The following is a 17,557-nucleotide window of genomic DNA, read 5'->3' as shown; positions in this document are numbered from 1 at the left end:
GTTCTGTTGCAACCAACAAATATGCCGAAGGTTTACCGGGCAAACGCTATTATGGCGGCTGCCAGGTGGTTGACGAAATTGAAACCATAGCTATCGAGCGCGCTAAGCAATTGTTTAATGCCGAGTGGGTTAACGTACAGCCACACTCTGGTGCACAGGCAAACGCGGCAGTAATGCTTGCGGTATTGCAGCCGGGCGATAAAATATTAGGTTTTGACCTTTCTCATGGTGGTCACTTAACGCATGGTTCGCCTGTAAACTTTTCAGGTAAATTATATGAGCCTCATTTTTATGGGGTGAAAAAAGAAACCGGTCGTATTGACTACGATCAGCTTAAAAAAGTGGCACTTGCCGAAAAACCAAAACTGATCATCTGCGGAGCATCTGCTTACTCACGCGATTGGGATTATGAGTTTATCCGTAAAGTAGCTGACGAAGTTGGCGCTTTGGTGCTGGCCGATATTGCACACCCTGCCGGTCTGATCGCAAGAGGTTTATTAACTGATCCGCTTCCGCATTGCCATATCGTTAGCACTACCACACATAAAACCCTGCGTGGCCCACGTGGCGGTATGATCATGATGGGTAAGGATTTTCCAAACCCATGGGGCTTAAAAACACCAAAAGGCGAGATCAAAATGATGTCGGCTATATTGGATATGGCTGTGTTTCCTGGCACGCAAGGCGGTCCGCTGGAGCATATCATCGCTGCCAAAGCCGTCGCTTTTGAAGAAGCGTTGAGCGAAGAGTATATGAAGTATATCTTCCAGGTGAAAAGGAATGCCGATGCAATGGCCCGTGCATTTGTTGCAAAAGGATACGACATTGTTTCTGGTGGTACAGATAATCACCTGATCCTGATCGACCTGCGTAATAAAAACATCACCGGTAAAGCAGCAGAAAATGCCCTTGTAGCTGCCGATATCACTGTAAATAAAAATATGGTGCCGTTTGACGATAAGTCGCCGTTTGTTACTTCAGGTATCCGTGTAGGTACCGCAGCTGTCACTACACGCGGCTTAAAAGAGAAGCAAATGGAGTACATTGTAGAGCTCATCGACGCCGTAATTATCGATCCGGACAACGAACCTTCTTTGAAAAAAATACGTAAAAAGGTCCATCGGTTAATGGAAGATTTTCCATTGTACCGTGATTAGGGATCTGATTACGAATGGCATTACAAGAAAAATTTATTTCCGATACTGAATACCAGCGTTTAAACGCACTTGAGTCTTATAATATTCTGGATACGCTGCCGGAAAAAGAGTATGATGCCATTACACGCCTTGCATCTTATATCTGCAAGGTTCCTATGTCCCTGATCACCTTTATCGACCTTGACAGGCAGTGGTTTAAGTCGAAGATTGGTATGGATGGTACGGAAACATTACGTTCTGATGCGTTTTGTAACCATACCATTATGGGCAATGATATTTTTGAGGTTAAGGATACCTTAAAATCTGATGTTTTCAGGGATAACGCCTATGTGCAGAACGAACCCCATGTGCGTTTCTATGCCGGAGCCCCGCTGATCGACCCTAATGGTCACCGGCTGGGTTCTCTTTGTGTTATCGACCAGATTCCGCGTGAGCTGACCGATGATCAGCGCGATGCTTTGAGGATTCTGGCTTCGGAAGTAATGGCGCAATTGGTTTTGCGTAAAGAAAAGCAACAGGCCGAAGAAAGCCTGATCAAGCACGAAGAATTCTATAATCTTTTCAATAATTCGGGCGAGGTACATTGTATCACCGATCGTGATTTCAATATTCAGTTAATTAACGATACTGTTTATAAAACCCTAGGCTATCAACCAAAAGAACTGGCAGGAAAGCCTATCTGGAACTTCTTTTTACAGGAAAGCAAAAGCGCGTCGCTTGAAGTATTGCGAAAGGGCATCAAAAGCCAGAAACGATTTTTTGAGATAGAAACCTTTGTGGTTACCAAAAGCGGTAAGATCAGGTGCATGAGCTGGTCTGTATCCTACAGCAATGACAAATGGTATGCCAGCGGACGCGATATTACTGGGCAAAAAGAAATTGCCGCACAATTGGAGCAGCTGTCATTGGTAGCAAGCAAGGTAGATAATGGTGTGGTGATCAGTAATGCCAAAGATGAGGTTGTTTGGGTAAATGACGGTTTTGAAAACATCACCGGCTATTCGTTAGAAGATGTTGAATCGAAATTTTTAGGCGAGGTACTGAAAGGAAAGCTGAGCAGTAAGATGACCAGTGAGGGATTAGATAAGTTGTTGCTTGAAAATCAGCCTTATGAAATAGAACTTTTCATTAAGCATAAAGACGGCTACCCGATGTGGATATCCGTGATGAAATCGGTATTGAGGGATGAGCATAGCGAAGTCATCAAACAGATCAGGATCATATCGGACATTACTGCAAAAAAGAAGGCCGAGCAGGATTTAGAACTGCTTTCTTTTGCTGCGTCCAAGTCGTCGACAGGTATGCTGATACGCGATGCAGAAGGCCATGTGATCTGGATGAACGAAGCATTGGAAATCATCTTCGGTTACTCACTGGAAGAAATGAAAGGCCGGAAATTTGGCGACATACTGGTTGGCCCGGAAACAAATTTAGAGGTTTTCGAAAAGGCATCGAAATCTCTTGAGCAAAATAAACCCTATACGGTAGAAATGAAGGCCTATCGTAAGGGAGGCATGCCAACATGGGTGTATATCAATAACAGTCCGTTTTACAACGAAATCGGTTATGCCGAACATCAGGTAGGAGTTGTGGTAGATATTACAGAACGTAAGATGGCAGAAGAGCGTCTTACCATGTTATCATTAGTAGCAAGCAGCACTACCAGTGGTGTTGTCATCAACAATAAAAATGGCATGGTGGAATGGGTGAGCAGTGCTTTTGAAAACATAACCGGCTATGGATTAGAGGATGTGCAGAACAAACACCTGGGCGATGTTTTAAAAGGCGAGCTTACAGATGTTGCAGTAATTGAAGAGGCACGGCAGCTATCTAGAAACAAAAAATCATTTGAGGTCGACCTGCAGGTTTATCGCAAGGATGGAAAACCGCTTTGGATATCGGTGATCAACTCTGTTATCCTGGATGATAAAGGCGAGGTTGAAAAATACATCGAGGTTGTTATCGACATAACTGATAAAAAACAGGCCGAGTTTCAGTTAATAGATGCTAAGGAAGAAGCGCAGCAATTAAGCAAGGCGAAGGATATGTTCATTTCTGTGATGAGTCATGAAATCCGTACGCCGCTAAATGCCGTAATTGGTATGTCGCGGCTGCTGCAGGAAGATCATCACCTGGAAGCACAGGAGGAAAATCTGGGCATTCTGAAGTTCTCAGCGGAGAACCTGATGAACCTGATCAATGACGTGCTCGACTTTACCAAAATCGAAACAGGCAACATTGAGCTTGAATCGGCCGAGGTGAATTTACGCGAATTAATAGACGGTATCACCAAGTCGATGCAGTTCAGGGTGAATGATAAAAACATTTACCTGAAAGGGAACGTAGACAAGGCAGTGCCGGATGTGGTGATGGGCGACCGGACAAGAATATGCCAGATTTTGTTAAATCTTGCAGGGAATTCTGTTAAATTTACAGAAGAAGGTGGTATCACCATCGACCTTAAGGTAATTGAACAGACCCAGAACAATGTAACAATACGTTTTGCCGTTAATGATACCGGTATCGGTATTGCTGCGGACAAAATTGATACGATATTCGAATCGTTTAAACAAGCCGAAGCAGATACAACGCGTAAATATGGCGGAACCGGTTTAGGTTTGGCAATTACCAAGAAGCTGGTTGAGCTGCACGGATCAAGGATCAATGTGGACAGTACACCGGGCAAAGGCTCGAGTTTCTGGTTTACAGCGAGGTTTAATAAAGGACAAATACAAGGTAATACAGATATTAATAACAGTACAGTGGAAACAGAATTACAATTAAACATCCTGGTTGTTGATGACAACCAGATCAACAGGTTACTGATCAATAAAGTGATCACCAAATGGGGTGCGACGGTTGATTTTGCAGAGAATGGCCTGGAAGCAGTAGCTAAAATTGAAGGAAAGGCTGACTACGATGTTGTGCTGATGGATATTCATATGCCTGTAATGGGCGGTTTGGAAGCTACCGAGATCATCAGGTCGAAGAGCGAGACCTACTTCCAGCAATTACCGATCATAGCGCTAACCGCATCTATGCTGACCAGCGAAGTGAACGAGATCACCCGCGCAGGAATGAACGATTACGTTCTGAAACCATTTGACCCTAAAGGTTTATACGATAAACTGGCCAAGTATCAGAAGGTTAGTTGATTGGTTCATTAGTTTATTAGTTCAATAGTTCATTGGTGTCTGCTATTCGGCGACAAAACCAATGAACAAATGAGCCAGTGAACCAATGAACGTCTCACTCGGCGCAGGCTATCGTGGCGATACTCAGTTTCGCTCCTTCCGCCTTTAATAATTCAGCGCCGCAGGCTTCCAGTGTTGAGCCTGTTGTCACAACGTCATCTACAAGCAAAATATGCTTATTTCTTAATGCTTCGGTGTCAGTGAGGGCGAATACCTCCTGCATATTCTCGAACCTCGAAAAGCGCGAGCGGTGCGTTTGCGTTTCGGTCGCTCTTATCCTTACCAGGTTGTTTTCATCAACCGGGACTCCCATCTTTTCAGACAAACCTTCGGCAAAACACATACTCTGATTATAGCCTCTTTTTCTCAACCTGCTTTTATGCAGCGGGACAGGTATGATCACATCCACAGTTTTAAAAACCGGACTTTTCAATAATTGCTCTCCTGCTATATTACCCAGCAGGTTGCCGATCTCTTGTACACCTTTATATTTAAAATTATGCATCAGGTGCTGGATCTTACCGCCTTTTGCAAAGTAGCACATAGCATAAGCGCCTTCCAGGTTGATCTTTCCCCAAAATTGCTGGGCTACCATATTATCCGGCTTCAGATGAAAATCGGTAAATGGCAGATTATAGCGACAATCGAGGCAAAGCAGATCTTCGCCAGCAACAAGGCTTTCGCCGCAGGCCTGGCAAAGTTCGGGGAATAATAGAGAGACAAAATCGGCCCAGTAGCCGGTCTGCAATTTCATGCCATCAATTTAGCAGAAATTAGGCGATCAGGAAACTTTTGCTTTTTCTTTTATGGCGAGCTGTCCGCAGGCTGCATCAATGTCCTTTCCACGGCTGCGACGCACATTGGTTATAATGCCCTGTCCCCGCAGGTAAGCAGCAAATGCTTCAATCTTATCTTCACCTGCATTCAGATAATTGGCAAACGAAATGGGGTTATATTCAATAATGTTTACCTTACATGGTACATGCTTGCAGAATTTAGCTAATTCGGCAGCATCCTGCAGTTCATCATTAAAGTCGTTAAAGACGATGTATTCGTATGTAACAGGATTTTTTGTCTTGGCGAAATAGTATTTTAAAGCGTCTGCCAGGGCCTTTAATGAATTCTGCTCGTTGATCGGCATAATGGTGTTGCGCTTCTCATCGTTGGCTGCGTGTAATGACAACGCCAGGTTAAACTTAACCTGATCGTCACCCAGCTTTTTGATCATTTTGGCTATGCCTGCTGTTGAAACGGTGATCCTCTTGGGTGACATATTCAGGCCATCCTCCGCCGTAATACGCTCCACCGATTTCATCATATTGGCATAATTGAGCAGTGGTTCGCCCATGCCCATGTATACAATATTGGTTAGCGGTAAGCCATAATTTTCTTTAGCCTGCTTGTCAATCAGCACCACCTGGTCGTAAATTTCGTCTGGGTTAAGATTGCGTTTGCGCTCCATATAGCCTGTTGCACAAAATTTACAGGTTAAACTACAGCCAACTTGCGACGAAACACAGGCTGTCATGCGCTCGGGGGCCGGAATAAGTACTCCTTCAATTAAATGATTATCATATAAAATAAAAGAATTTTTTATAGTTTTATCGGCGCTAAACTGTGAGTTGTTAATTTTTACGTTATTGATTATAAAATTTTCATCCAGTTTTTGCCTGAGTTCTTTTGAAATATTGCTCATTTCGTCAAAAGAAATGCATGATTTTTTCCACAACCACTCATAAACTTGCTTTGCCCTGAAACTTTTTTCTCCCATTTGAGTAAAATGTTCGTATAAAGCCTCGAGGCTCAGGTTGCGGATATCAATTTTATTTCCAGTACTTTTCACAGTGCAAAGGTACGGAAATAAAAAAAGTCTGCCTTTTGGATAAACATTCTTTTTGTAATCTTTTGATCAGAACAATAAGCAGTTAGCTATTGTGTTTGATAAAAGTGGGGTGTCAGGGCGCGAATGTTTAGACGGAAAACGTTTTGAGCAATAGGTTTAAATTATTTTTTAATGAAAAGTTTTAGAGCCGATTACGTTTTTCCTGTACATGCCGATCCGATTAAAAATGGTGTGGTCACCATTGATGACCACGGGCGGATCATTTCTGTATCCGACATACCCCCTCCAAATGTTAAGCTCAGCGAAGTTGAACATTTAAAAGGAGCTCTTTGTCCGGGGTTCATCAATACGCACTGTCACCTCGAGTTATCCCATCTGAAGGACAAGCTATCGCAAGGAAAAGGGCTCATCAATTTCATTAAAGAAATACAATCTCTCCGGAACGCCGATAACGCCACCATACTAAAAGCCGCTGAAAAAGCTGATAAAGACATGTATGAAAACGGAATAGTGGCCGTTGGTGATATCTCAAACAGCAATGTCAGCGTTGCAATAAAAGCCAAAAGCAATATCTACTATCATACGTTTGTTGAGGCCTTCAGCTTTATGCCCGACAAGGCCGAAAGTACTTTTGATAAGTCAATGGCGCTTTTGGGAGAATTTAAAAATCAATCGGCCTCTGTTACACCGCACGCACCGTATTCGGTATCAAAAGAATTGTTCAGGCTGATAAAAAAATACAGCGATGCCCATACTAATCTGCTTAGCATACATAACCAGGAAACGGAAGAGGAAAATAAATTTTACCGCTACCGTTTAGGCGGATTCCTTGATCTGTACGATCATTTCGGGATGGATATCAGCTATTTTAAGTCACAGGCGCGTAACTCACTGCAATCTATTTTGCCACTGTTAAGCAACAAACAGGATATTTTGTTTGTGCATAATACCTACACGAACTTAAAAGATATTTACTTCATAAAACGCTTCGACCGCAAAGTGCATTTCTGCTTTTGTCCAGGTGCTAATCAATATATCGAAAACAGGCTGCCAAAGATTGATCTTTTCGTTGATCAGGGTTTCAATATTACCCTCGGTACTGACAGCCTCGCGTCAAATACTAAACTATCTATCCTGCACGAGATGCAATTGATACAGGAAAAGTTCCCTGCTATCGGTTTACAAAAATTGATTGAATGGGGTACCATCAATGGCGCTCGTTACCTGGGTATTGCTGATGAAAAAGGAACGCTGGAAACAGGCAAAACACCTGGTTTGAACCTGGTCACTGGTTTGGACGGTCTTAAAATTACTGCTGAAAGTAAGGTGAAGAGGTTGGTTTAACTTCGGTTGAAAAGTTGTAAGGTTGAAAAGTTGGAATGTTAATTCATAAAGCTTAATCGTATTGGATAAGACCCTAACTTTGCAACTTTCAAACTTTTCAACATTACAACTTCAATGATCCACCTCGATATAACAGTAAAGGGCAAAGTGCAGGGCGTATTCTACAGGGCTTCCACAAAGGCAGTAGCCGACCAGCTGGGTATAAAAGGCTATGTGCAAAATGAAGATAATGGTGATGTTGCCATAGCTGCCGAAGGGGATAAAATGAGCATGGAGTTATTTTTGGATTGGTGCAGGGAAGGACCTGAAAATGCGGAAGTGACTTCGGTAGAAAGCCATGAAGGGGAATTGAAAAACTATCGTAATTTTGAGGTTGTAAAAAAGAGGCTATTTTAAGCCTCGTAAAAAATTATCATTGTCAACAGCTAAAAAATTCGCGGGCCAAACGGCTATATACGGCTTTAGTACAATCGTTCAGCGATTACTTAGCTCGTTACTCACCCCACTTTATACTACCGCTTATCTGCCATCTATTTACAGTATTTTCAGCACTATGTTTAGCTATGCGTCTATCCTTAACGCAGTGCTGTCATTCGGAATGGAGACTACCTTTTTCAGATACCTGAATAAGGACGATGCAAACAAAAAGCAGGTTTACAACAATGGCTTTTGGGTAGTATTTATGATGTCGGTAGCATTTCTTCTGCTGACCTTCCCATTTTCACATACTATCGCCGGATTTATAAAAATAGGCAAGGATACACCACAAGATCAGTTCGAGCTTTATATCAAATATTTTATCGGCATCCTGGTGCTTGATGCCTGGTGTGTTATCCCATTCGCAAAGTTGCGCGCCGATGGCAGACCCATTCGTTATGGTGTAGTTAAGCTGGTAAATATCATCGTGATGGTAACGCTTAACCTGTTTTTCATATTTGCTGTACCTTATATGATCAGACATCATTCGGCAGGCTCAGAATGGTTTAAGCAATGGTATGTGCAAGGCTGGATAGGTTATGTGTTTTTATCGAATCTAGTGGCAAGCTTTATCACCTTTTTGATGCTCCTGCCCGAGCTTCTTCAAATTCAGATAAAGTTTGATGGCGACATGTTTAAAAGCATGCTGATATACAGCTGGCCCATCCTGATCGCTAACCTGTCATATATTATTAACGAAAATCTTGATAAGCTGCTTTTAGGTAAAATATTGGATCCGAGTATTAGTGAGCATGAGGTCGGTGTATATTCGGGTTGTGCCAAGATTTCGATCTTCCTGAGCATATTTATACAAGCTTTCAGATTGGGTGCCGAACCCTTCTTTTTCAATCATGCCAAAAACAAAAATTCAGGACAGACTTACGCCCGCATCATGAATTATTTTGTGATAACGGTTTGTATAACTTTCGTGGCAGTTACCACCAATATCCAGATATTGAAATACTACGTTAATAACCGCTCATACTGGGTTGGGTTGGATGTAGTACCACCGCTGTTGTTCGGCTATGTGAGCCTGGGTATTTACATGAACCTTTCTGTGTGGTACAAATTGTCCGATCAAACTAAGTATGGACTCTATATTTCTGGTATCGGTGCTATCCTGACGATAGTATTGAATGTGCTGTTCATCCCTAAATACAGCTATATGGCATCGGCCTGGGTCTCGCTTATTGCGTATACCGTAATGATGATTTTATCCTATATCTGGGGGCAAAAAAACTACCCGATTCCGTACAATGTAAAAAAGAACCTGGCGTATATAATTTCCTCAATTTTAATCGTTTTTCTTTCGTTCTATATTTTTAAGAGGAATATATTTGCAGGAGACGCTCTATTATTATTATACGCCCTTGCAGCTTTTTATTTTGAACGCAAGGACTTAAAAGCCATATTCAGCAAGCGATGAACATCAGGATAATCAACAGGTCGAAAAATACTTTACCTGCTTACGAAACTATACACTCAGCAGGCATGGACCTGCGTGCCGACCTGGAAAGCACCGTGCTGCTTAACCCGATGGAGCGCAAGCTGATCCCGACAGGATTACATATTGAACTGCCCGAAGGATATGAAGCGCAGATCAGGCCGCGAAGTGGATTAGCATACAAACATGGTATCAGCATTGTTAATTCTCCGGGAACAATTGACGCAGATTATCGCGGTGAGATAAAAGTGTTGCTGATCAATTTGTCAACTGAACCTTTTGAGATCAACACAGGAGACAGGATAGCACAAATGATCGTGTCCAAACACGAGAAAGTGGAGTGGCAGCAGGTGGAAATATTGAACGAAACAACACGCGGTGCCGGCGGTTACGGACATACAGGAGTAGGATAAGATGAGATACGGACTGGGCATATTCTTAGGTTTTATGGTGTTGCCGGGTTTAGTCTTTGCACAAAATGACAAATCGGGCAAGGCAAATCGTGTGGTAATGGTTGTAGGTAAACCTATGAATGCCGACGACAGTTTGATGGTGCGCCAGCTTTTCTTTTCGGCATTGCGTGAGAAGACAGTTGAGAATTTTACCCTGGCTACCGAAGAGTTTAACCAGATACTCTCGATGGACCCGCAGAATGACGCTACGCTTTTCGAACTGGCTAATCTTGCTAAACTCAAAAATAACTATTCCGACGCCCGCGACTTTCTTGAAAAAGCGGTTACGGTAAAACCTGATAACGAATGGTACTGGGTTGGCCTTGCTGATTGCTACGAAAAGAATAACGAGATTGATAAGCTTGAGAATGTTTTCAATGAACTCATAAGGATCGATCCGGATAAAGTAGACTATTACTACGACAAGGCTAACGTTTATTTTCTGCAAAAAAGATATGACGATGCTTTGGCCGTTTATAAACAGATAGAAGAAATCTCCGGTATTACCGATGATCTTATGGCCAAGCGCCAGGCAATCTACCTGAAACAAGGAAAAATAGACCAGGCTGCTGCCGATATGGAGGCGATGATCAAGGATAACCCTACCCAGGTAAGATACTACCTGTTCCTTGCCGAGGTTTATAATTCAAACAACCTACAGGATAAAGCGCTTGCAACATTGCAATCTGCTGAAAAGATCGACCCCAATAATGGACAAGTTCATTTAGCTCTTGCCGATATTTACCGCGATAAAAAAGATAACGAACGCAGCTTTAAGGAGCTAACCACTGCTTTTGCCATTCCTGATCTGGATATCGATCAGAAATTAAAGATCGTCTTGAACTATGTTCCGAAATTTCCTGATCCCAATGCGAAAGCCAGTGCATTGGAGTTAAGCAGGCTACTTACCGTTGCACATCCGGATGACTCAAGAGCTTTTGCTTTGTACGGCGATATGCTTTTACAGAACGGCAAGTACAAAGAGGCGAAAGAGAATTATAAAAAGTCGGTTCAAATGAATGGACAGGTATACGAGGTGCGTGAGCAACTGATCCGGTTAGAACTAAGCGACAACGATGTCGATGGCGCCTTAAAAGACGGGCAGGATGCACTATCACTTTTCCCTAACCAGGCATGGCTTAATTACCTGGTCGGCGTCTGTTATCAGCAGAAAAAAGACTTCAAAAAGGCGGTTGAATACGTGAAAAATGCCTCCGAACTGGAGACTCAGGATAAAGAGCTTTTATCTCAGGCTTATTCCTCTCTGGGAGATTGTTATCATTCACTAAATGATCTCACCAAATCAGATCAGGCTTACGAAAAAGCTTTGACCTATAATCCGGATAATGCTTATACACTAAACAACTATGCTTATTACCTCTCGGTGCGTGGTATCCAGTTAGAAAAGGCTGCTGAGATGTCGAAGCATTCTAATGAGCTTCAGCCTGACATGGCTTCATTTGAAGATACTTATGCCTGGATATTGTTTAAGCAAAAAAAATATACTGAAGCAAAAACCTGGATGGAAAAAGCTCTGGCACATAATAAAGACAACAGTCCGGTACAATACGAGCACTATGGCGATATTATGTTTCAATTGGGCAATGCGGATGCTGCCCTGCAAAACTGGAAGAAAGCAAAAGATAACGGCGGAGGTTCACCCATTTTAGACAGAAAAATAAATGAGAAGAAATACGTTGAATAAGCTGCTTATTGTTTGTATTTGTGGTTCGCTGGCTGTGTTTGGCTGCAAAGCGAAAAAGAAAACGATAGTAGCCCCTAAACCGGTAACAACTGTTCCTGATAAATCGCTTAACAAGCTGGATGCAATCCGGTCGAGCCAGCTAAGCTATAATACCTTCTCGGGCAAGGCAAAAACGATGCTGGATATCAACGGCAGCAGTAATAATGTAACGTTGAATGTTCGCATACAAAAGGGCCAGAAAATATGGGTTTCCATTACTGCCATTGCGGGCATCGAAGTTGCCCGGGCATTGATTACCCCTGACAGCCTTTTGGTGATCAATAAATTACAGGGGCTATACTTGCAAAAGCCATTTTCATACATTTATTCGTATACCAGTCACCAGATTAATTTTGACTCTTTAGAGGCGCTTTTGGTGGGCAATGCTATACCTCAACTGATAAATGATGATGCGAAATTACAGGCAGATAGCGGTCGCACGGTAATGACAGGCAATTTGCAGGAATTGGCTTATAAACTGGTTTTAGGAGCCGATCTGAAAGCAAATCATACAGAATTATCCGATTTGGTTGCGGGGCAGTCGTTAACGGTAGACAACAGCGTGTTTATTCCTGCGACAAACAGGATTCTGGCATCGCAGATTGATCTGTCGTCGGTAATGCCGAAGAAGAAGGTGAAAATGAGCCTGCATTATATTAAAGCTGATTTTGATCAGCCGCTTGAATTTCCTTTTAGTATCCCGTCGGGTTATAATCCGGCTAAGTAATTTTTATATTTTTGGTTAATGAAATTTTTTAAAGTAGTATTCTTTTTGATCGGTCTATTTGTAGCTGTAGGAGTGCACGCACAAAGCAGCGATGAATTGAAAAGGCGCCGTGATAAATATAACGAGGAACTTGAAAAGCTTAACCGCGAATATGAACAGACGGTAAATGATAAACGCAGCTCATTAAAGCAGCTTAGTTTATTGAAGGCACAGATCAATCTGCGTGAGCAAAAGATCAGCAATATCAACTCGCAGGTAAGGTTACTGGACAATCAAATTTCTGAAAGTAACAATACCGTTCACAGCTTACAAAACCAACTAGATCAGTTGCGCAAGCAATATGCAGCTATGATATTGTTTGCTTATCGAAATAAGAGTTCGTACAACAAGCTCATGTTTATTTTTGCCTCGAAGGATTTTAACCAATCCTATAAGCGTCTGAAATATCTGCAGCAATTTGCATCGTACCGGGAGCGGCAAGCGAATTACATTATGGGGACGGAGAAAGACCTCCACATAAAAATAAACGAACTGGATAATACCAAAAAAGAAAAAAATACACTGCTGAACGACCAGGTTAAGGAAAAGGAAACACTCGGCAAACAGAGGAAAGATCAAACCCAGGTGGTGGCAGATCTTTCCCGCCAGCAAGGGCAGTTGAAAGATCAGCAAAAAGACCTGCAGCGTAAGATCGCAAAGACCAACCAGGAAATTAATGCGGCCATCAGGAGAGAGATCGAAGAGCAACGCAGAAGAGCCGAAGCTGCTGCAAGAGCCGCCGCCGCTGCTGCTGCCGCTGCAGGGGTAAATCCTGCTAACAAAAATGTTACAAACGCGCCGAAAACAATTACCTCAAAATCAACTACCAGCGAGGTGCTGAATGCTACGCCGGAAGCTGCCCGTTTATCAAACGACTTTTTGGGTAATAGGGGTAGTTTGCCATGGCCGGTAACAAATGGGGTTGTTGTGCAGGGGTTCGGGAAATATATGAACGAGGGCATCACCAGCGAAAGTAATGGTGTCGATATAAAAACCAACCAGGATGCCTCTGTAAGGGCTGTTTTCCAGGGAGATGTGAGAGCGGTACACAATACTATGGGTACCTATTTCGTTGTTATACAACACGGGGAATACTTTACGGCTTATTCAAATATGAAAACAGTAAGTGTATCTGTTGGCCAAAAAGTAAGCACGAAACAAAATATCGGGACTGTGGCGCTTGAAACAGGGACAGGCATTCCTAAGCTTAGTTTCCAGGTATGGAAAGGTTCAACACCGGTTAACCCGGCTGCCTGGTTAACACCTCAATAATAATTATTTGAAATTTGTCCCATATTAATCTGTATATTTGTAAATTAATTTTTGATGTATGTCTGGTAGTGTTTTATTGTTCTTGAATATTGGCGGTCCTGAGATGATCCTTATCATTTTTGTGGCATTGTTGCTTTTTGGCGGCGAAAAGCTTCCTGAAATTGCGCGTGGTTTGGGGAAAGGGATAAGAGATTTCAAGGATGCTTCGGAAGGAGTAAAACGCGAGATAACTAACCAGATCAATAATTACGAAGAAAGAAAACCAGAACCACAGGTTGAAGAACCTAAGCCCGAATTATTACCTGCCCCTACACCAGAAGAGCTTCTTGCAATAAAGGAGGCAGAGGCTGCCAACCATGAAAACGCAACCAACCCTACGCCGGAAACGCAGGGTGTACCTAATACCATACCTTACAACGAAAACTATGGGAAAGTTTCAGAAGTAAACCATGCAGCCGAAACGCATCATGCGGAAACGGCCAGCACGGAAACACATACTGAAGCTGCTAAAACAACACACGAATAAATAAAAGTAAGTAACATAAAAATTAAAAAACATGGGCTCATTAGGCGCACCAGAAATTATTCTGATCATCATTGCAATATTGATACTGTTTGGCGGTAAAAAAATCCCTGAATTAATGAAGGGGTTAGGAAAGGGTATGAAAGAGTTCAAAGACGCTCAGAACGGCGAAAGCAGCAACCCAACAAATACTACCACTACAACAGAAGAAAAAAAGGGTTAATCTTTCTCGGGTTAATTCTCCATAATAATTGCTGATATAAACTTATCTGCTGAAATTTCTATTTCAACGGATAAGTTTTTTATTTTAGGCCCATGACTAAGTTTTATTCCTCTTTGGATGAAATAAAGAGGGAAATTCAGGCAGGCGGGATCACTGTAGAAGGATTAGTGAAAAACTATCTCGCCCAAATTAAATCAAATGCACATCTGAATGCATTTAACGAGGTTTTTGAAACAGAGGCGCTTGCCAATGCAAAAACAGTTGATGCACGTATTAAAGCAGGAACCGCAGGTCGCCTTGCCGGTATGGTAATCGGCATTAAGGATAATATTTGCTATAAAGGGCATAAAGTAACCGCCTCATCCAAAATATTAGACGGATTTACCTCTGTTTACTCTTCCACCATTGTTGAACGGCTGCTTGCAGAAGATGCCGTGATTATCGGTCGCTGCAATTGCGATGAGTTTGCTATGGGGGCCTCCAATGAGAACTCTTATTATGGCCCGGTAAAAAATCATGCTAATAATAACCGCGTTGCGGGGGGATCATCGGGAGGATCAGCAGTAGCTGTTCAGGCTAATTTATGCCATGCGGCTATTGGTACCGATACAGGCGGTTCAGTAAGACAACCAGCTTCTTTTTGTGGTTTGGTTGGATTAAAGCCAACTTATGGCAGCATCTCAAGGCATGGTATTATTGCATATGCCTCGTCATTTGACCAGGTTGGACCGATAACACGCTCTGTAGAAGATGCCGCGCTTTTGCTTGAGGTAATGGCTGGGGCTGATGAATATGATAGTACTTTGTCACAATCACCACTCCCAAAATATACCGGTGCATTGTCACCTGATAAATCAAAAAAGAAGATCGCTTATTTACAGGAAGCCATATCAAGCCCCGGGGTAGATGATGAGGTAAAGAGCGCGATGGTTCAATATATCGACAAGCTTCGTGCGGAAGGTCATACCGTAACACCAATTGCTTTTGAATACCTGGATTACATCGTGCCAACTTATTATATACTGGCCATGGCTGAAGCATCATCCAACCTGGCAAGGTATGACGGTGTGCATTATGGCTACCGTAGTCCGCAGGCAACTGACCTGCAATCAACCTACAAACGTTCGCGTTCCGAAGGCTTTGGCAAGGAAGTAAAACGCCGTATCATGCTGGGTACTTTTGTTTTGAGCGCCGGTTATTACGACGCCTATTACGCTAAAGCACAGAAAGTTCGCAGGCTGATAAAAGAAAAAACTGACAGTTTATTAGAAGAATTCGATTTCATTTTAACCCCTACGGCACCCGAACCAGCGTTCCCGTTAGGCAAAAAAGAAAAAGATCCTGTTGTAATGTATCTTTATGATATTTTTACCGTACAAGCATCATTAGCCGGGGTACCAGCAATTTCTTTGCCTGCCGGAACGAACAATGAGGGCTTGCCATTAGGATTACAACTTCTCACCAAGCGTTTTGCAGAGCAGGAACTGTTAAATTTTTCCAAATATTTCTTAACACTATAAGAAATTTAATAAATTAGGAAAGATTTTCGTTGGGGTAACGGCATAAAATCAAGCCTGGTTAAGAAATGAAGAGATTATTAGTGAGCGTTTTCTTACTGTGTTCGTTGAATGCTGTTAACGCTGCCCCCAAACTTTTCCGCGATTCGTCCCGTACTTTTGTTCCGTCCAGAGATGGTGTTCAGGATACCATTATGGTGCCTGTTTTAAATGCTGCGCAGGTAAGTCCATACCAGGGCAGTATCTACAAACGCCGTTTGGATTCTATTCAAAAGGAAGTTCCACTGGATTACAATCCCTATGTTCAAAGTTACATTGATACCTATACTATGGGTAGCCAGCGCGAGAGCCTGGGCCGTATCCTGGGGCTTACCAAATATTACTTCCCGATTTACGAAAAGGTTTTCCATGATATGGGCATTCCGGAGGAGATTAAATACCTTTCGATCGTTGAATCTCAATTGAATCCTTATGCCGTATCGAGAGTTGGCGCTACCGGTCCGTGGCAGTTTATGGGCCCGACTGCTAAAATATACGGTCTAAACATAGATAGTTACGTTGATGAACGCCGTGATCCTATTCAATCAAGCTATGCAGCAGCAGCGTACCTGAAAGATGCTTACCAGCAATTTGGCGACTGGCTGACTGCCATCGCATCTTACAACTGCGGAAAAAGCAATGTGCTGAGAGCAATTGAACAAGCAAATGGCGCAACCGACTTCTGGTCGATCCAAAAATATTTACCAGTAGAAACCAGGGGTTATGTGCCTGCTTATATCGCTGTTACTTATGTAATGAACTATTATAAAAAATATAATATCGTTCCTCAATCCTGCAATTTATCAGCAATGAAAACTGATACCGTGTTGGTAAATAAATTTATTTCATTGAACAGTGTTGCAAGGGTATTGAATATCAGCCTTGCACAATTGACACAGTTGAACCCTTCATATAAAGTGATGATCATCAATGGCAGTCCATCAGCGCCAAAAACACTGGTGATCCCGCAATCAGCTAAAGAAAAATACACTACTTTATATAACTCGATCAATGCTGATCTGGGTTATATACAACTGGATAGAAATATGCTGCAATATTCTGTGGATAAAGCTGCCGAAACGGAGTTGAATAGCTATTACAGATCGAAAAAGCGTTCACGCAGAAATCCGGACAGGCAGTATTTTTCATATAGTGTGAGTCATAAAGCACAGCAGATCAGCAAAGGTTGATCGGCTAATAACAATATTTGAAGGCCCGGTTCTAATTATATATAGAGCCGGGCTTTTTTTATATCAGTATATTTAGTTTTAACTATATATTCAATCCATGGAAGAGCTTTACACTTTCAAAGTTAGAACCAGGCAGGACTTTGCAAAGTTTCTTGATTTATTATCAAAGGATTACGTCGAAAATCCAGCTACTTGGGAGAACAAAACCGTTCCCGAACTTTTAGAAGCAATGAGCAGATATTCGGAAGATATTGATGGTTATTATCATAATACTAAGCAAAATATTGATGCCGACAAACCTGATTGGGGGACTTTTGCACACATTTTTTTAGGCGCAAAAATTTATGAATAATAATTCTCGATTTTAGAGGC

The 17,557-nt window shown here is 42.3% G+C and carries 16 protein-coding genes; 14 read left to right on the top strand and 2 right to left on the bottom strand.

The annotated features are described in order from the left end of the window. Both VIM89_RS22500 and VIM89_RS22495 read left to right on the top strand, forming a co-directional pair. Positions 1-1,157, top strand: a 1,157-nt coding sequence (locus VIM89_RS22500) for a serine hydroxymethyltransferase (RefSeq protein WP_488158443.1), incomplete at its 5' end; no start/stop codon positions are given. Positions 1,158-1,171: 14 nt separating this feature from the next. Beyond that, positions 1,172-4,312 carry a PAS domain S-box protein gene (locus VIM89_RS22495; RefSeq protein WP_488158442.1) on the top strand — a complete coding sequence of 1,047 codons (3,141 nt, stop codon included), beginning with the start codon at positions 1,172-1,174 and terminating at the stop codon, positions 4,310-4,312. 94 nt (positions 4,313-4,406) lie between these two features. On the opposite strand, the gene VIM89_RS22490 is transcribed toward VIM89_RS22495, so the two are convergent. Both VIM89_RS22490 and rlmN read right to left on the bottom strand, forming a co-directional pair. Next, positions 4,407-5,105 (bottom strand): ComF family protein, encoded by a 699-nt coding sequence (locus tag VIM89_RS22490; RefSeq protein WP_488158441.1) that lies wholly within the window; start codon positions 5,103-5,105, stop codon positions 4,407-4,409. 27 nt (positions 5,106-5,132) lie between these two features. Further along, on the bottom strand, positions 5,133-6,194 hold the full coding sequence (gene rlmN, locus VIM89_RS22485) for a dual-specificity RNA methyltransferase RlmN (protein ID WP_488158440.1): 1,062 nt from the start codon (positions 6,192-6,194) through the stop codon (positions 5,133-5,135). 171 nt (positions 6,195-6,365) lie between these two features. On the opposite strand from rlmN, the gene VIM89_RS22480 reads away from it, so the two are divergent. The 12 genes from VIM89_RS22480 (at position 6,366) to VIM89_RS22425 (ending at position 17,537) form a co-directional block, all read left to right on the top strand. Then, positions 6,366-7,538 (top strand): amidohydrolase family protein, encoded by a 1,173-nt coding sequence (locus VIM89_RS22480; protein ID WP_488158439.1) that lies wholly within the window; start codon positions 6,366-6,368, stop codon positions 7,536-7,538. Positions 7,539-7,652: 114 nt separating this feature from the next. Then, on the top strand, positions 7,653-7,934 hold the full coding sequence (locus VIM89_RS22475) for an acylphosphatase (RefSeq protein WP_488158438.1): 282 nt from the start codon (positions 7,653-7,655) through the stop codon (positions 7,932-7,934). Between the two features lie 19 nt (positions 7,935-7,953). Further along, a complete protein-coding gene (locus VIM89_RS22470) occupies positions 7,954-9,441 on the top strand; it encodes a lipopolysaccharide biosynthesis protein (protein ID WP_488158437.1) in 1,488 nt (495 codons plus the stop codon). Next, entirely contained in the window at positions 9,438-9,872 is a 435-nt protein-coding gene (dut, locus tag VIM89_RS22465; RefSeq protein WP_488158436.1) for a dUTP diphosphatase, read from the top strand. Before VIM89_RS22470 ends, dut begins: the two co-directional genes overlap by 4 nt. Before the next feature lies 1 nt (position 9,873). After that, the gene (locus VIM89_RS22460) at positions 9,874-11,616 is read left to right on the top strand and encodes a tetratricopeptide repeat protein (RefSeq protein ID WP_488158435.1); all 1,743 of its coding nucleotides are present in this window, start codon (positions 9,874-9,876) and stop codon (positions 11,614-11,616) included. Next, positions 11,594-12,382 (top strand): lipoprotein insertase outer membrane protein LolB1, encoded by a 789-nt coding sequence (gene lolB1 / locus VIM89_RS22455; RefSeq protein WP_488158434.1) that lies wholly within the window; start codon positions 11,594-11,596, stop codon positions 12,380-12,382. Before VIM89_RS22460 ends, lolB1 begins: the two co-directional genes overlap by 23 nt. 18 nt (positions 12,383-12,400) lie before the next feature. Then, on the top strand, positions 12,401-13,693 hold the full coding sequence (locus tag VIM89_RS22450) for a murein hydrolase activator EnvC family protein (RefSeq protein WP_488158433.1): 1,293 nt from the start codon (positions 12,401-12,403) through the stop codon (positions 13,691-13,693). Between the two features lie 58 nt (positions 13,694-13,751). Next, positions 13,752-14,219, top strand: a complete 468-nt coding sequence (locus VIM89_RS22445) for a Sec-independent protein translocase subunit TatA/TatB (RefSeq protein ID WP_488158432.1) — start codon at positions 13,752-13,754, stop codon at positions 14,217-14,219. A gap of 31 nt (positions 14,220-14,250) precedes the next feature. Beyond that, entirely contained in the window at positions 14,251-14,439 is a 189-nt protein-coding gene (tatA, locus tag VIM89_RS22440; RefSeq protein ID WP_488158431.1) for a twin-arginine translocase TatA/TatE family subunit, read from the top strand. Between the two features lie 92 nt (positions 14,440-14,531). Continuing rightward, the gene (gatA, locus tag VIM89_RS22435; RefSeq protein WP_488158430.1) at positions 14,532-15,959 is read left to right on the top strand and encodes an Asp-tRNA(Asn)/Glu-tRNA(Gln) amidotransferase subunit GatA; all 1,428 of its coding nucleotides are present in this window, start codon (positions 14,532-14,534) and stop codon (positions 15,957-15,959) included. A gap of 65 nt (positions 15,960-16,024) precedes the next feature. Continuing rightward, positions 16,025-17,185: a lytic transglycosylase domain-containing protein gene (locus VIM89_RS22430; protein ID WP_488158429.1), complete on the top strand. Its 1,161-nt coding sequence runs from the start codon at positions 16,025-16,027 to the stop codon at positions 17,183-17,185. Between the two features lie 97 nt (positions 17,186-17,282). Next, positions 17,283-17,537: a DUF7660 family protein gene (locus tag VIM89_RS22425; protein WP_488158428.1), complete on the top strand. Its 255-nt coding sequence runs from the start codon at positions 17,283-17,285 to the stop codon at positions 17,535-17,537. Positions 17,538-17,557 lie beyond the last annotated feature (20 nt).

This window comes from Mucilaginibacter sp. (assembly GCF_036568825.1).
GTDB lineage: Bacteria > Bacteroidota > Bacteroidia > Sphingobacteriales > Sphingobacteriaceae > Mucilaginibacter.
This window is presented reverse-complemented; position numbering and strand designations above follow the sequence as displayed.